The following is a 15,037-nucleotide window of genomic DNA, read 5'->3' as shown; positions in this document are numbered from 1 at the left end:
CCTTGTCCGAGGGGTCAAGTCCCGGCCTTCACAGGGCCGTTCGGGGGCCCGAGAGCCGCTCCGCCAGCCGTTCCAGGAACACCCGCTGGCCCTTGACCAGCCGTTCCCCGGCGTCCTTCGGCCGGAACCACGCCACCCGGTCGATCTCGGGAAAGCTGCGGATCACCCCGGAGCCGCGCGGCCATTCCATGTCGAAGGTGCCGGGCACGATCCGCTCCGGATCGAGATCGCCGTGCACGGCCCAGACGGTCACCACCTTGCCGCCCGACTGGCGGGCGTCCCCCAGGGGCACGTACCGCCCGTCGGGCGGCGGCATCCCCAGTTCCTCCTCGAACTCCCGCCGCGCCGCGGCCAGCGCCTCCTCCGGCGGCACGTACTCCCCCTTGGGCACCGACCAGGCGCCCGCGTCCCGCCGGGCCCACAGCGGACCGCCCATGTGCGCCAGCAGGACCTCGGTGCCCTCGCCGCCGTCGCGGTACAGCAGCAGCCCGGCGCTCCGCCTGCCCGCCACGGTCCTACGCTCCCCCGGCGGCATCGTGTGCGGCGAGCACGGTCTGCACCGTGTCCGCGTCCGCCGCCGTCTTGTCCTCCCGGTAGCGCAGCACCCGCGCGAAGCGCAGGGTCACACCCGCCGGGTAGCGCGACGAGGTCTGCAGTCCGTCGTAGGCGATCTCCACGACGAGTTCCGGACGCACCGTCACGACGTAGCCGTCGTCCGCCACCGCCAGCGCCCGCAACCGCTCGGTCTGCCAGTCGAGGGTGGCGTCGGTGAGCCCCTTGAAGGTCTTGCCCAGCATGACGAATCCGCCGTCCGGCCCGCGTGCGCCGAGGTGGAGGTTGGACAGCTTCCCGGTGCGCCGGCCGTGGCCCCACTCCGCCGCGAGCACCACCAGGTCGAGGGTGTGTACGGGCTTCACCTTCAGCCATGCGGCGCCCCGGCGGCCGGCGCTGTACGGGGCGTCGAGCGCCTTGACCACCACGCCCTCATGGCCCCGGCGCAGCGTCCGGGACCAGAACTCCTCGGCCGCCGCCCGCGCCGCGGCGTCGGCCGGGTCCGCCACCACGCAGCGGCGCACCCGCACCTGCTCGGGGACCAGCCCGGCCAGCTCGCGGTGCCGCTGTGCGCCGGGCAGTTCCAGCAGATCGCGGCCGTCGAGCGACAGCACGTCGAAGAAGACCGGGGACAGCGGCAGCGCGGCCCGCGCGGCGGCGACGTCGACCCGCGAGCCGAAGCGGCCCGCGACCCGCTGGAACGGCACCGGCCGGCCCGCGTCGTCCAGGGCGATCACCTCGCCGTCCAGGATGAACCGCTCGGCCGGCAGCGCACGGGCGACCGCGACGACCTCGGGCAGGCGGGCGGTGACCTCGTCCAGCGTGCGGGTGTGGATCGTGACGTCGGGCCCGTCCCGGTGCACCTGTACGCGGATGCCGTCGAGCTTCTCCTCCACGGCACAGGCGCCGAGCCGGTCGATCGCCTCGGCCACCGACTTGGCGCTGTGCGCGAGCATCGGCCCGACGGGTCGGCCGACGGTGAGGCGGAACCGTACGAGCGCCGGCGGCCCCTGAGCTAGCAGGGCCGCCGCGACGTCCGGCAGCGATCCCGCCAGCATCACCGCCCGGCGCACCTCCGCCGCGGGCACATCGCTCGCCGCGGCGAGCCCTTCGACCGCGAGGGCGTCCAGCGCGCCCTGGCGCACCTCGCCGGTGAGCAGTCCCACCAGGAACCGCTGCTCGTCGGCGGTCGCCGCGGCCAGCAGCGCCCGCACCCGTGTGCGCCGCTCCTGCTGCGCCCCGGTCCCCGAGACGCCGGCCAGGCCGGTCAGCGCCGCGTCCACCTCGCCCACCGTCAGGGTGGCGGATTCCGCCGCCGCGACCGGCTCGCGCAGCACGCTCCAGCCGACCCCGATCCGCCCCTGGGGCAGCCGCCCGGCCAGATACGGGATGACCACGGGGGCGTCCTCGGGAGCGGCGGCCCGGAACAGCCCGGCCAGCAGCGCGATCTTCCGTGAGCGCGCCGAGGTCGCGGCGACCGCCCCGGACACCCGTGCGAGCTCGGCCAGCAGCATAGGGCCATGGTGCCTCCGCGGCGCCGTCCCCGCCCGCCCGGCCCGCGTCCGGCAGGGGCGGGTCGGCGGCCCGGCGCGGAGCGGCTGTCCGGCGGGCCGGGCGTGGCCGCGTAACGTGAGGACGTGATCCGGCCCCGACGCCCCGAAGCCCCGCATCCCGACCACGGCCGGCGCCCCGGCCGTCAGCTCTGGTACGCCGCGTACGGCTCCAACATGCACCTCGACCGGCTGACCTACTACCTCGCCGGCGGCCGGCCCCCCGGCGGGCTGCGCAGCCACCCCGGCTGCCGGGACCCCCGCCCGCCCGCGGACACCGCGCCGGTCATGCTGCCCGGCCGGATGTACTTCGCCACCGAATCGACGGTGTGGACCGGCGGCCGGGCCTTCTACGACCCCGACTACGCACCGGATCGGCATCCCGCAGCCGAACTCCCGGGACGCGCCTACCTTCTGACGATCTCTCAGTTCTCCGACATCGCCGCCCAGGAGATGGACCGCGAGCCGGGTGACGAGCTCGATCTGACCGATGTGCTCACCCGCGGCCGGGCCCACATCGGCCCCGGCCGGTACGAGACCCTGGTGTGCGCCGGAGCGCTGGACGGCCTGCCGGTAGTGACCCTCACCGCCCCGTGGAGAAGCGACGACATCGCCGTGAACCTGAATCCGCCCTCCGCGGCCTACCTGGAGCACATCGCGGCCGGCATCATCGACTCCCACGGGTGGAGCCCGCTCAGGACCGCCGAGTATCTGGCGGGCTGCCCCGGCGCGTCCGGCCACTGGAAGGCAGCGGACATCGCGACGCTGCTCAGCACACCCGGCACCCCCTAGCGGTCACCCGCGGTCACCGTCCGAGCAGCCCGGGCAGATCCGGCAGGTCGGCGAACGAGTCGAGTACGTGGTCCGGGGTGCCGTGGGCCGCCCGGTGCGTCTGCGGCAGATACTTTCCGGTCCTGACGAGGACGCCGGTGATCCCGCAGCGCTGGGCCGCCAGCACGTCCGACTCGATGTCGTCGCCCACCATCAGCGCCGCCGAGGCGGGGACGCCGAGATGCGCCAGCGCGGCGGCGAAGAACTCCGCGGCCGGCTTCCCGGTGACCACCGCCTCGACCCCGGCGGCCCGCTCCAGCCCCAGCAGGAACGCCCCCGTGTCGAGGTCGAGCCCGCCCGCCGTCCGCCAGTACAGGTTCCGGTGCATGGCGACCAGCCGGGCACCGCGCCGCAGATACCCGAAGACGGCGTTGAGCGCCGGGTAGTCGAACTCCTCGCCCGCCCCGCCGAGCACCACCACGTCCGGCCCGTCCCGGCCCGCCTCCGCACCGCTGCCCGGCCAGATCTCCACGCCCTCCAGGTCGTCCGCCACCTCGCCGCTGCTGAGCAGCAGACAGCGCGCACCCGGATGGTGTGCGCGCAGGTAGGCGGCGGTCACGGCGGGGGCGGTGAGGATGTCGTCGGCGTCGACCGCGAAGCCCTCCCCGGCCAGTCGCCGGGCGATCTCGGCGCGGGTGCGTGAGGTGGTGTTGGTGACCAGGGCCAGCGGAACGTCGGCGGCGCGCAGCCGGTCCATGGCCTCGACGGCGCCGGGCAGCGCCTTCCAGGACACCGTGAGCACACCGTCGATGTCGATCAGAACCGCTCCGATTCCTGCCATACGCCGACGGTAACCACGCCCCGCCCGGCCCGGACCCACGGCCGCACGGCACCGGCCTCCCGACTTGCGGAGCACCGGCATCTGCGGTAGTGCGGAGGTGAGGTGTGGACGTGGCTTCCGTCTCCCCTGGGTAGGGGGTGCACACTGTGCTGTTCACCGACCGTACGGATGCGGGGCAGCGCCTCGCCGAAGCGCTACGGCACCTGGAGGGCGAGGAGCCCGTCGTCCTGGGGTTGCCCCGCGGCGGGGTCCCGGTGGCCTTCCAGGTGGCGCGGGCGCTCAAGGCGCCGCTCGATGTGATCGTGGTCCGCAAGCTGGGGGTCCCCTACCAGCGCGAGCTGGGTTTCGGCGCCATCGGGGAGGGCGGCGTCCGCGTGATCAGCGACGACATCGTCCGCCGCGGCCGGCTCGACCAGTCGGATGTGGACTCCGTGCAGAAGGCCGAGGAGGCGGAACTCCTACGGCAGGCGCACAGGTTCCGCGCCGGCCGGCCCCGGCTGCATCTGGAGGGGCGGACGGCGATCGTGGTGGACGACGGGATCGCCACCGGCGCCACGGCGGCCGCCGCGTGCGAGGTGGTACGGGCGCAGGGCGCGACCCGTGTGGTGCTGGCCGTACCGGTCGCGCCTCCGGACGCGGCCGATCGGCTCCGCAGCAAGGCCGATGAATTCGTCTGCCTGTCCACCCCGTTCGGCTTCGCCGCCGTCGGCGAGTGGTACCGGGACTTCTCCCAGACCCCTGACGACGAGGTGGTGTCCCTGCTGGAGCGGGCCGCGCAGGGGGAGGGCGCGGCGGCGGACAGCGATCCGCTGGCCGATGCGGGGGGTGGCTCGGACGTGGAGGAGGAGGTGGCGATCGACGCCGCCGGGGTCCGGCTGACCGGTGACCTCAACCTGCCCGCCGGCGCCAAGGCGATCGTGATGTTCGCCCACGGCTCGGGCAGCAGTCGCCACAGCCCGCGCAACCGCCTGGTCGCCACGGCCCTGAACCGGGCGGGCCTGGGAACCCTGCTCTTCGACCTGCTCACACCGGCGGAGGAGGCCAACCGGGCGAACGTCTTCGACATCGAGACGCTGGCCGAGCGGCTGACCGACGCCACCGACTGGCTGCGCGGCCGGGCCGCCGTCCCGATCGGCTACTTCGGCGCGAGCACCGGCGCCGCGGCGGCACTGCGGGCCGCCGCCTCCCCCAACGCGGACATCGGCGCCGTGGTCTCCCGCGGCGGGCGCCCCGACCTCGCCGGTCCGCTGCTCGCCGGCGTACGGGCCCCGACGCTGCTCATCGTGGGCGGCAACGACCCCCTGGTCCTCGACCTCAACCGCGAGGCCGAGGCGGCGCTGCGCTGCGAGACCCAACTGGAGGTCGTCCCCGGCGCCACCCACCTCTTCGAGGAGCACGGCGCCCTCGACCAGGTCGCCGATCTCGCCAGGGACTGGTTCGTCGGCCACCTGGTCGGCTAGCCGGCGGGCGCCGCACGCCTGCCGACGGCTAGTCGATGGTGATCTCGCCCATCGCGCTCCAGCCGTCCGCGCCCTCGATGGTGGTGCTGACGATGTCGGGCGTGCGCCGCAGCAGGGGACGCATGGTCTCCAGACCGGCGCGGAAGTGGTCGGAGTTGACGTGCGCTTCGGCGGCGTCGTCCTTGAACGCCTCGACCAGGACGTAGGTGTGGGGGTCCTCGATGCTGCGGGACCACTCGAACCACAAGTTGCCCGGTTCGGCGCGGGTGGCGGCGGTGAAGGCTTCGACGTGCCGGGGCCACTCTTCGGCGTGCTCGGGCTTCACCGGAAACTTGACGACAATGAAGATCATCGATCGATGATAGGACACCCGGGTCCATCCGCCGTCAACCGGGTCATACAGGGCCATACCCAAGGGGCACGCGGGTGCCCCTTGGGCCGGGGACCGGGTGGGGCCCTCAGATCAGCACTGCGGCCGCTTGCCGTGGTTGGCTCCGCCCTTGCGGCGGGCCCTCTTCTTACGACGGCGCTTCGAGGACATGACGTCTCCCTTCTCCGTACCTCAACACTAGGTTTCGCGAAGGTTCTACCACCTCCCGGCGGCGTCCCGCCCCGTCTCACAGGTCGGCTTCCTCGCCGATGTACAGCCCGGCGAACGCCTGCGCCGCGGACTGGGAGCCCAGCAGCCGGCGCAGCCGGGCCGACGCCGTGCCCGCCCGGAACCGGTCGCCGGAGGAGGCGCCGTGCAGCGTCTCGGACAGCCACTGCGAGAACTCCAGGTACTGCCAGACCCGGCGCAGACACGCCGTCGAGTAGGCGTCCAGGCCGCTGTCGTCGCCCCTGCGGTGCGCGATCAGCGCGTCGGCGAGCAGCAGCGCGTCGTTGATCGCGAGGTTCATGCCCTTCGCGGCGATCGGGGCGACCAGGTGCGCCGAGTCGCCCGCCAGATACAGACGGCCGTACGCCATCGGCTCCAGTACGTAGTTGTGCATGTCCAGAACCACCCTTTCGAGCAGGGGCCCCTCGTTCAGCGACGGGGCCCCGGCCGCGGCGAGGCGCAGCCGCAGTTCGTCCCACACCCGGTCGTGCGGCCAGTCGCGGACGTCCTCGCCGGGGGCGACCTGGAGGTAGTAACGGGTGATCTGGGGGCTGCGGGCCATATGGGCGCCGAATCCGCGCTCGTGGATGCCGAAGACCACGCCCTGGGCGGAGGGCGGGGCCTCGGCGAGCAGGGCGAGCCAGGCGACGCCGTGGTCGTAGCGGGTCAGGACCGCCCGGTCGGCGGGTATCGCGGCCCGGGTCACCCCGCGCGCGCCGTCGCAGCCCGCGATGAACTCGCACTCGACGCGGTGCCGGTCGCCGGTCGCCGGGTCGGTGTACGACACGGCCGGCCGGTCGCCGGTCAGGTCGTGCAGCCGCACCTCTCGTACGCCGAAGCGGGCGTCGCCGCCGGCGGTGTCCACGTACGACGCGACCAGGTCGGTGACCAGCAGCGGCTGCGGATAGACGTAGTGGCGCCGCCCCGACAGCTCCGCCGTGCGGACCGTGTGCCGCTCGCCGTCGAACCGGAACTCGAACTCCGCCTGGGTCTCGGCCCGTTCGAGCAGCCGGTCGGCCAGCCCGTGCCGGGCCAGCGCGCGCACCGCCCACTCCTCGATGAACCCGGCACGCGGCCGCCGCTCGATGAACTCCCGGCTCTCCGCCTCCAGTACCACGCAGTCCACACCGGCGGCGCGCAGCAGATTGGCGACGACCAAGCCGGCGGGGCCGGCACCGACGATCGCCACCGAGGTGCGGGTGAGGGGGAGTTCGGCAGGAGAGGGCACGGCGTGCGGTTCCCTTCGGGCGTCGGAAAGAACGCACGCAGTATGGCGGTCGGCCGATCCGGCCGGTGTGGTGGGCACCGTGCGGGCGGCTGGGCGCGGGCCGCCGGCGGGTGGCCGGAGGCGGGCGCCGCCGAACGGGCCGGACCCGGCCGGCCTCCGCGGGGACGGATCGCGGATCCGCCCGCTCGGCCGACCGGGCGACGGCCGACCGCGTGCACCGCACAACGAGTGGGTGGCGGTTCACTCGCCTGGGGCATGGCCGAGGGCGGTGGCCCGGGATCCCTGATCTTGTGGAGCCGTAATGATCACTATTGATTGCAGGAGAGCCATGCACCGTTTCCCTCGTACCAGCGGCCCGCCCGGCAGAGGACCTGACTGGCATCATCCGAACCTTCCGCCACCCTCCCGCCGCCGTCGCCTGTGGTGGAGCTCGGCCACCGCCGTGCTGCTGCTCTGCGGGCTGGCCGCGGCCGGTACACCGCCGAACCCCCCACCCCGGCACTCCGCCGCCCGCTACCCCGTGCGCGTCAGCGCCTACGTGGCCAACAGCGGCTCGGCGACCGTCTCGACATACGACACCCGTCTGGACCGCCGGGTCGGCGACGTCCAGGTGGGCCACGGGCCGACCGGAGTGGGTGCGGCGCCGGACGGCGAAGTGGTCTATGTCGCCAACAGCCGTTCGAACACCGTCTCCTTCATCGGCACCGCCTCCCGGCTCGTCATCGCCACCGTGCACGTGGGGCGCCGGCCCTTCGCGGCGATGCCGTCCCGCGACGGCCACCGTGTGCTGGTGGCCAATTTCGGCTCGGACACGGTCTCGGTCGTCAACGTACGGGCCCGCCGTGTGGTCGCCACCGTGCCGGTGGGGCCGCTGCCGCACAGCATCACCACGATTCCGGACGGACGCGCCTATGTGACCGACAACGGCGGCGGCGAGGTGACCGTGCTCGACCCGGGCTCGCATGCGATCCGGGAGATCCATGTGGGGGACTTCCCCAGCGGGATCAGTTCCTCGCCCTCCGGCAACCGGGTGTTCGTCTCCAACACCGGTTCCGGCACGGTGTCGGTCATCGACCCCCACAGCGACACCGTGGTCGCCACGCTGCCGGGGGGCCGGGCGCCGCTCGGCAACGCGGTCAGCCCCGACGGCAGGCGCCTGTACGTCGCCGACTCGGCCCGGGACTGCCTGCTGATCATCGACATCCCCTCCCGTCACATCGTCGGCCACGTCCACGTCGGCGTACAGCCGCAGGGCGTCGCCGTCACCCCGGACGGCCGGCGGGTGTGGGTGACCAACGAGCAGTCCGACACCGTGTCGGTCATCGATCCCTTCGCCCGGCGGCTGCGCTCCACCCTGCCCACCGGGCACGAGCCCGAAGGCATCGCCATCACTCCGCGCTGAGCATCGAAGGGAGTGACCGGCCGGGGCCGGGACGCCGCCGCGCCCGCCTCGGCACCACCGCGCATCGCACAGTTCGAATAACGCGTCGCCTCGCGCGTGCGGACACTCGTACAAGGCTGCCCGGAAGCGTGACGGCGACTCGAACGCCGTACGCGGCGCCGGCTGTTGCCACACACTCGTCCCTACGGCCTTGGCCTGGTCAAGGTCCCTCGGACCGGTGGGTGTGACCAGGCCAAGCCCGCCCGCACATCCGGCGCAGGCCCAGGTGGGCGCCCCGTGCGGATCACGTTTCGACTGTCACGGGAGATCCCATGCGCTCACAGCACGTCACCGCGGCACTCGGTTCCCTGGCCGCCGCGGCCGCTCTCGCCCTGACCGCCACCGTCCCGGCGCACGCGGGGACCGGCAAGGTGTCGGACCCGCACGGCTGCCCGCGGGGCTCGGTCTGCTTCTGGCCGGAGCCCGCCTTCCAGGGGGAGATGCGGGCCGTGTCGGATGCGCAGCGCGGGTGCGCGGCCACGCCCGTCCAGACCGCGCAGTCGATCTACAACAACGGCGACCGGTCCCGCTCCTTCTACTCGGCGCCGCACTGCGCGGTACAGGTCGGCGCACTGCGGCCGGGCGGCTCCGTGCAGTCGGTCTCCGTCTCCAGCTGGCAGTGACGCCGCCGGCTACCGGCCGCCGTTGACCAGCGCCCGCTCCATCGCGCCGCCCTCGACGTACCACCTCTTGAGGATCTTCCGGTACTCGCCGCTCGCCATGAGGCGGTCCAGGGCCCCCCGCACGGCGTCGCGCAGGGCGGTGTCGGCCTTGGCGACCGCGATGCCGAGGGGGAACGGCTCCAGCGGCGTACCGCTGAGTTGGAGCGCGCCGCCGTTCGCACGGGTCGCCGCGGTGTGGGCCGCGACCGGGAAGTCGTCGAGGCAGGCCGAGGAGCGGCGCTCGGCGACGTCGTCGTAGACCTCGGCCGGTGAGTCGAACGGCCTGATCCTCAGCTTCGTGGGGACCTGCCGGTTCAGCTCGCGCAGGAGGTCATGGGCGAGCGTGCCGCGCTGTACGGCGACCGCCTTGCCGGCCAGTTCCACGGGCTTCTCGATGCCCTCCGGATTGCCCTTGCGGACGACGACGGCTACACCGGAGCTGAAGTAGTCGATCAGGTCGACGCCGCCGGTCCTGGCGCTGGCGCCGGTCCCCTGCTGGCGGTCCTTGGTGTCGGTCAACGCCGACACGACCAGGTCGAAGCGGCCCGCTTGCAGGCCGGTGAGCAGGGTGTCGAAGGCGGAGTTCTGGAACCTGCAGCGCACTCCCAGCTCACGGCCGAGGGCGGTGGCGAGGTCGACGTCGAGGCCGGCGGGCGCGCCGTCCCTGAGGAACTCCATCGGCGGGTAGGCGAGGTCCGAGCCGATGGTGACGATGCCCTTGGCGCGTATCTCCGCCGGCAGCTGGGCGGACGGTTTCCTGCTGCTGCCGGGCTTGCCCCCGGCGCTGGTACCGGTGCTGCCGCCGTCCCCGCCGGTCCCGCCGTCCGGCCGCAGCGTCCAGGCCAGCGCCCCGCCGCCGGCCACCACCCCGACGGCGGACAGCGCGGTCAGCACCCGGCGCCGGCTCGGCCCCGGGGACGCGGGCCGCTGAAGTGGGTGCGTCGGCCGGGCGGGCGGCGAGGGCGCCGGGCCGTCCACGGCCGTGCGGGTCGGCAGCCGGTCGAAGGCGACGTCGACGGGCCGCTCGGCAGCCGGCCGCGGCGCGCGGGTGTCCCGGGCCCTGGGGTCGCCGAGCCGCGCGGACAGTTGGCGCAGCTGTGCGGCGATCGGCTCCGGCAGCCAGTCGCCGTACGGGCCCGGTGCGCCCACCCGCGCCATGAGCGCGGGCAGCGCGGGCCGCCGCGCCGGTTCCTTCGCCAGGCAGTCCCCCGCCAACTCCCTCAGCGATTCCGGGAGTTCGTCGAGCAACGGCTCCTCGTGCACGGTGCGGTACATGAGGATCTGCGGCTCGGCGTGCCCGTACGGGCCGCCGCCCGTCGCCGCGAAGACGATCACCCCGCCGAGCGCGAACACATCCGCCGCGCCGGTGATCTCGGGCCCCGTCATGACCAGTTGCTCGGGGGCCATGAACCCCGGGGTGCCGAGGGCGGTGCCGGTCGTCGTGAGGGCGGTGTCCGCGGCGGAGTGCGCGATGCCGAAGTCGATGACGCGCGGGCCGCCCGCGGTGAGCAGGATGTTCGACGGTTTGAGGTCGCGGTGCACCAGGCCGTGCGCGTGCACCGCGGTCAGGGCGTGCAGCAGGCCGGCGGTCAGCAGCCGCACCGTGTGCTCGGGCAGCGGCCCGCAGTCGTGCACGGCGGCGGTCAGCGAGACGCCGGGCACGTAGTCGGTCGCCATCCAGGGCATGTCGTCGTGCGGCGCGGCGTCGACCACCGGCGCCACGAACGGTCCGCCCACCCGCTGGGCGGCGGCCACCTCACGGGCGAATCGCGTCCGGAAGCCCTGGTCGTCGGCGAGTTCGGCGCGCGCGGTCTTCACCGCCACCGTCCGCCCGTCCGCCGCGCGGCCGAGGTAGACCCGCCCCATGCCGCCACCGCCGAGCAGCCCGATGATCCGGAACGGGCCGATCTGCCGCGGATCGTTCTTCGCCAGCGGTCGCACCGCTCCCCCCTTGCCAGCAGTTGTGTACGGCAGTATCCCGCACCCCCGGCACCCGGTGCGCGCGGTCCCGGGTCCCGCCTCACGTCCCGTCGGCCGGGTGCGGAGACGGCTGCTCGCCGCCGGCCGCGGGTGGCTCCTCGGCGGGGAAGAGGATGGGGCTGATCAGGTAGCGGGTGCGCTCGGGCGAGGGCTCGTTGGTGATCCGGCGCATCAGCACGTCGCGCATCTCGTCGATCAGCGCGGCCAGTTCGTCCCGGCTGAGCCACATCGCGTGCTGGCGGTAGCCCACCAGGTCGGCGGCGGGGGCGGCACCGGGCCGGTCGAGGTAGGCGTTGAACTCCGCCAGCAGGGTCGCCATCGCCACGGCGAACACCCGCCGGTGGTCCTCGGGCGGAACCGCAGCGGCGGTGTCGGCGTCGATCACCGCCCGCTCACGCCGGAGCCGGTAGCGGCGCTCGACGGCGCCGCGCACCCGCTGCTCACCCTCGACCTCCAGCAGGCCGCCGTCGGCCAGCAGGCCCACATGCCGGTAGACGGTGGCCTTCGACACGTCGGGCAGCAGCGCGCACAGCTGCGAGGTGGTCAGCGTCCGGCCGCCGGACATGGTGTGCACGATGCGCAGCCGTACGGGGTGCAGGAGCAGGTCGACCGTGTCCATGGGCATACGATCTCACGAGTGATACCGTTCTCAAAGTTGAGAACGAGTGCGGGGGCGCAGCCCTTTCGCATCGGCATCGCAGAGGAGCAGCCCATGACCCGTACGCCACCTCCCCTGGGGCGTCTGCACGACATCGGCGGCGGTCGTCGTCTGATGCTGCACCGCTCCGGCACCGGCGGACCGCCCGCGATATTCCTGGCGGGGGCGGGGATGATGAGCCTGGACTACCTGAACATCCACGACCGTGTCGCCGCGCTGACCACGAGCGTCCTCTACGACCGCGGAGGCAACGGCTGGAGCCACCCCGCCGAGTTGCCCCGCACCGCGGCCGAAGTCACCGACGAACTGCACGAACTGCTCCACACCGTCGGCGTTCCCGGCCCCTACCTGCTGATCGGCCACTCCCTGGGCGGCGCCTACGCGCGCCACTACGCCAGGCGTTTCCCCGACGAGGTGGCCGGCCTGCTCCTGCTCGACCCCTTCCACGAGGACCTGGCGACCCGCGCTCCCCGGCAGGCACGGGAGAGGCTCGACGAGATGCTGGACCACATGCGGAGCCAGGAGTCGGCCGAGCCCACGCCGGAACAGCTCGAACAGTCCCGCGCCCAGATGCTCCGGCACTTCGCCGCCTGGCCGGAGCCGGTGCGCGAGCCCCTGGCGGAGCGTCACCTCGCCACCTGGCGGGCCGCCTCGCGCGAGAACCACAACCTCTACGACAAGGTCGCCGCCGAGTTCCGGCACGCCCCGGCCACCCCCGACGTGCCGCTGATCGTGCTCACGGCCCTGGGCCACGACGCCACCCAGGCCCATCTGTGGCCCGCCGAACTGCTCCGCGAGATCAACGAGAGCAAGCGCGCCCTGCACGCCGAGGTGGCCGCCGAGTCCCCGCGCGGCGAGCAGCGGGTCCTCGACGACGCGGGGCACGGGTGGCTGCACGAGGAGCGGGCGGACGCGGTGATCCAGGCCGTCGACGACCTCGTCTCGGCCGTCAGCGGCGGGGTCAGGCGCTAAGGCGGGCAGCTCGTAGGTGTCAGCCGGACTGCCGGGCGAGCCAGTCGGTGTAGTGGGTGGGGGCGATGCGTGCGTCGCCCTTGGTGGTGAGCACATCGCCGTCGACGGCGGCGAACATGCCGGCGGTGTCGTCGGTGACGACCGTGCGGCCGTCGGGTCGGGCGTCCAGGGTGATCCGGCCGAGTTCGTCGAGGGGACGGACGTCGGGCCCGCCGACGTCGAGGGTTCCGTTCAGAGGCGTTCCGGCGGCGACCTCGGCGACGGTGTCGGAGACGTCCTGGGCGGCGATCGGCTGGATCGGGGTGGTGGGCAGGCGGACGGTGTCACCCTCGGTGGACATGGCCATGACGGCGTTGATGAACTCCATGAACTGGGTGGCGCGGACGATCGAATAGGGGATCGGCCCGGCCTTGAGGATGTCTTCCTGCAGGGCCTTGGCACGGTAGTAGGCGAGGTCGGGCACCTGGTCCACGCCGACGATCGAGAGGATGACGAAGTGCCCCACCCCGCCCTTGTGGCAGGCGGCCACGAGGTTGTCCATCGAGGTCTGGAAGAAGGCGGGAGAGGCGTCGTCGAAGGTCGGGGAGTTCGTCAGATTGACGACGCCGTCGGCTCCGGCCACCGCCTCCGCCACGCCCTGGCCGGTGATCACGTCGACACCCGTGGACAGCGAGTGCGGCACCGCCTCGTGCCCTGCGGCGTTCAGTTTCTTCACGACCTGCGATCCGATCAGACCGGTACCGCCGATGACTGCGCACTTCATCGCTCACCTTCCGTCGTGCACCGATAGGCCATGCGTCCAGATTGCGGCGATGCCGCGCACGGCGCACGTCGGCCCGCGCCCGCCCGACCTGTGCCGGTGGCGCCGCGTGCTCACGGCGTCGCCGCCGGCGACCGACGCGGGGGCGCTCCCGTCAACGGCCTCCGCGAGACCGCGGAAGTCCCCGCTTTCCGTGCCTGCTGCGGCGCCGAGTGGCCGACTCTCCGTCAAATACGTTGCTGCCTACGAGACTTGGCGCGTCGGCAGCACCGTCACGGCACTAGAGTGAAACGGTGACCTCCCCGCCGAAAGACCCGACGCGACCGCTCAGCGACGACGACCGCGACACGGCCGTGCAGCGCCTGCAGGAGGCGTACGCCGAAGGTCACCTCCCGCACGAGGAGTTGGACGAACGCCTCCACCAGGTGCTCACCGCCAAGACGCACAGCGAGCTGGCGGCGGCTCTGGCCTCGCTCCCGGAGGAGCATGCCGGCACCACGTCCACCATTGCCGTCGCCGGCGGACGGATCCGGCGGCGCGGCGGATGGCGGGTGCCCCGGACCCTGAAGGTCGCGTCCGCATTCGGAAGGGTGCACCTGGACCTGTCCCGGGCGGTCATCGAGCATCCGGTCGTCGACATCGAGTTACAGCTCGGCACCGGCAGGGCCAAGATCACGGTGCCTCGCGACGCGATCGTCGACACCGAGGGCCTGCACACCGGGTGGAAGGACTCGCGCTACAAGCCCCGGCGGCGCTCCCGTCCCGACGGGCCGAGGATCCGGATCTCCGGAACCATGGGGTTCGGACGGTTGACGATCCGCCACGCACGGCGTTGAGGCGCCCTGCGCACCAGCACCAGCAGTCCGGCACTTGTTCGTCCCCGCTCGACCGGCCGGGGCTACGACCGCGTAGCTCGCCGGGGTGTCGGGGGCTACGCGTACCTGGCGGACGACTCGGTGCCGCGGCCCCTCGTCAGCCGGCGTTCTCCGCGGCTCGCCATTCGGGGGCGAGGATCGCCCAGATCTGCTTGTCGTGGCGGACGCCCGCGTAGGGCCAGGATTCGCGCCGTACGCCCTCCAGCGTCATGCCGAGCCGCTTGGCCACCGCCGAGCTTCGGTCATTGTCGGACCGGCAGTGCCACTCGGCGCGGTGCAGTCCCCGGCAGGTGAACGCCCAGTCCAGCAGGGCGCGGCACGCCTGGGTCACCAGGCCGTGGCCCTCGGCGGCCGGCTCCAGCCAGCACCCGATCTCGCACGAGCCCGAGGCGGTGCTGAAGTCCGTGAACATCACGCCGCCGACCAGCGCGCCGTCGAGTCGGATGCCGTACAGGCGGGCGCCGTCCGCGGCCTGCCGTTCGGCGTACCGGCGCAGTGTGGCCCGTGCTCCGTCGAGGCCGTCGGTGACGAACGCCGGCCCGACCCACGGCCGGATGTGTTCGCGGGCCCGTTCCAGGTGGCCGGCGAACTCCTCGGCGTGCCAGATCTCCAGCGGCTCCAGGCCGGCGTTGTCCCGCAGCGGGAGGGCGAACTGATGACCCCATTCACGTAACAAGCGTTATGGCTAT

General features: G+C 73.3%; 16 protein-coding genes. 6 read left to right on the top strand and 10 right to left on the bottom strand.

Features of this window, described 5'->3' with window-relative positions; genetic code table 11:
• Positions 1-28 precede the first annotated feature (28 nt).
• Positions 29-511 carry an NUDIX domain-containing protein gene (locus ACFWZH_RS12470; protein WP_384428519.1) on the bottom strand — a complete coding sequence of 161 codons (483 nt, stop codon included), beginning with the start codon at positions 509-511 and terminating at the stop codon, positions 29-31.
• A 4-nt stretch (positions 512-515) separates the two neighbouring features.
• Positions 516-2,066 (bottom strand): ATP-dependent DNA ligase, encoded by a 1,551-nt coding sequence (locus ACFWZH_RS12465; RefSeq protein ID WP_384428517.1) that lies wholly within the window; start codon positions 2,064-2,066, stop codon positions 516-518.
• A gap of 123 nt (positions 2,067-2,189) precedes the next feature.
• On the opposite strand from ACFWZH_RS12465, the gene ACFWZH_RS12460 reads away from it, so the two are divergent.
• On the top strand, positions 2,190-2,894 hold the full coding sequence (locus ACFWZH_RS12460; RefSeq protein WP_384428515.1) for a histone deacetylase: 705 nt from the start codon (positions 2,190-2,192) through the stop codon (positions 2,892-2,894).
• Positions 2,895-2,907: 13 nt separating this feature from the next.
• Here the strand turns inward: ACFWZH_RS12460 and ACFWZH_RS12455 are convergent, their stop codons facing one another.
• Positions 2,908-3,714 carry an HAD-IIA family hydrolase gene (locus ACFWZH_RS12455; RefSeq protein ID WP_384428513.1) on the bottom strand — a complete coding sequence of 269 codons (807 nt, stop codon included), beginning with the start codon at positions 3,712-3,714 and terminating at the stop codon, positions 2,908-2,910.
• Positions 3,715-3,860: 146 nt separating this feature from the next.
• Here ACFWZH_RS12455 and ACFWZH_RS12450 point away from each other — a divergent pair, with 146 nt between their 5' ends.
• The gene (locus ACFWZH_RS12450; RefSeq protein WP_384428511.1) at positions 3,861-5,174 is read left to right on the top strand and encodes a phosphoribosyltransferase family protein; all 1,314 of its coding nucleotides are present in this window, start codon (positions 3,861-3,863) and stop codon (positions 5,172-5,174) included.
• Positions 5,175-5,202: 28 nt separating this feature from the next.
• Here ACFWZH_RS12450 and ACFWZH_RS12445 read toward each other — a convergent pair whose 3' ends face one another.
• From ACFWZH_RS12445 to ACFWZH_RS12435, 3 genes are all read right to left on the bottom strand, one after another.
• Entirely contained in the window at positions 5,203-5,526 is a 324-nt protein-coding gene (locus tag ACFWZH_RS12445) for a putative quinol monooxygenase (RefSeq protein WP_384428509.1), read from the bottom strand.
• 111 nt (positions 5,527-5,637) lie between these two features.
• A complete protein-coding gene (locus tag ACFWZH_RS12440) occupies positions 5,638-5,715 on the bottom strand; it encodes a 50S ribosomal protein bL37 (RefSeq protein ID WP_384428599.1) in 78 nt (25 codons plus the stop codon).
• Positions 5,716-5,791: 76 nt separating this feature from the next.
• A complete protein-coding gene (locus ACFWZH_RS12435; protein WP_384428507.1) occupies positions 5,792-7,000 on the bottom strand; it encodes a 4-hydroxybenzoate 3-monooxygenase in 1,209 nt (402 codons plus the stop codon).
• A 442-nt stretch (positions 7,001-7,442) separates the two neighbouring features.
• On the opposite strand from ACFWZH_RS12435, the gene ACFWZH_RS12430 reads away from it, so the two are divergent.
• On the top strand, positions 7,443-8,402 hold the full coding sequence (locus ACFWZH_RS12430; protein ID WP_384428506.1) for a YncE family protein: 960 nt from the start codon (positions 7,443-7,445) through the stop codon (positions 8,400-8,402).
• Positions 8,403-8,713: 311 nt separating this feature from the next.
• Complete coding sequence (locus ACFWZH_RS12425; RefSeq protein ID WP_384428504.1) at positions 8,714-9,064, top strand: peptidase inhibitor family I36 protein; 351 nt, start codon at positions 8,714-8,716, stop codon at positions 9,062-9,064.
• Between the two features lie 9 nt (positions 9,065-9,073).
• On the opposite strand, the gene ACFWZH_RS12420 is transcribed toward ACFWZH_RS12425, so the two are convergent.
• The gene (locus ACFWZH_RS12420) at positions 9,074-11,044 is read right to left on the bottom strand and encodes a bifunctional serine/threonine-protein kinase/transporter substrate-binding domain-containing protein (protein ID WP_384428502.1); all 1,971 of its coding nucleotides are present in this window, start codon (positions 11,042-11,044) and stop codon (positions 9,074-9,076) included.
• A gap of 79 nt (positions 11,045-11,123) precedes the next feature.
• Entirely contained in the window at positions 11,124-11,702 is a 579-nt protein-coding gene (locus ACFWZH_RS12415; protein WP_384428500.1) for a helix-turn-helix domain-containing protein, read from the bottom strand.
• 93 nt (positions 11,703-11,795) lie between these two features.
• Here ACFWZH_RS12415 and ACFWZH_RS12410 point away from each other — a divergent pair, with 93 nt between their 5' ends.
• Positions 11,796-12,713, top strand: a complete 918-nt coding sequence (locus ACFWZH_RS12410; protein ID WP_384428498.1) for an alpha/beta fold hydrolase — start codon at positions 11,796-11,798, stop codon at positions 12,711-12,713.
• A 19-nt stretch (positions 12,714-12,732) separates the two neighbouring features.
• Here the strand turns inward: ACFWZH_RS12410 and ACFWZH_RS12405 are convergent, their stop codons facing one another.
• On the bottom strand, positions 12,733-13,476 hold the full coding sequence (locus ACFWZH_RS12405; RefSeq protein ID WP_384428496.1) for an SDR family oxidoreductase: 744 nt from the start codon (positions 13,474-13,476) through the stop codon (positions 12,733-12,735).
• A gap of 290 nt (positions 13,477-13,766) precedes the next feature.
• Here ACFWZH_RS12405 and ACFWZH_RS12400 point away from each other — a divergent pair, with 290 nt between their 5' ends.
• Positions 13,767-14,309 carry a DUF1707 domain-containing protein gene (locus ACFWZH_RS12400; protein WP_384428494.1) on the top strand — a complete coding sequence of 181 codons (543 nt, stop codon included), beginning with the start codon at positions 13,767-13,769 and terminating at the stop codon, positions 14,307-14,309.
• A 136-nt stretch (positions 14,310-14,445) separates the two neighbouring features.
• Here the strand turns inward: ACFWZH_RS12400 and ACFWZH_RS12395 are convergent, their stop codons facing one another.
• On the bottom strand, positions 14,446-15,024 hold the full coding sequence (locus tag ACFWZH_RS12395; RefSeq protein ID WP_384428492.1) for a GNAT family N-acetyltransferase: 579 nt from the start codon (positions 15,022-15,024) through the stop codon (positions 14,446-14,448).
• Positions 15,025-15,037: the final 13 nt, after the last annotated feature.

Source organism: Streptomyces sp. NPDC059008 (assembly GCF_042749045.1).
In the GTDB taxonomy this organism is placed as follows: domain Bacteria; phylum Actinomycetota; class Actinomycetes; order Streptomycetales; family Streptomycetaceae; genus Streptomyces.
This window is presented reverse-complemented; position numbering and strand designations above follow the sequence as displayed.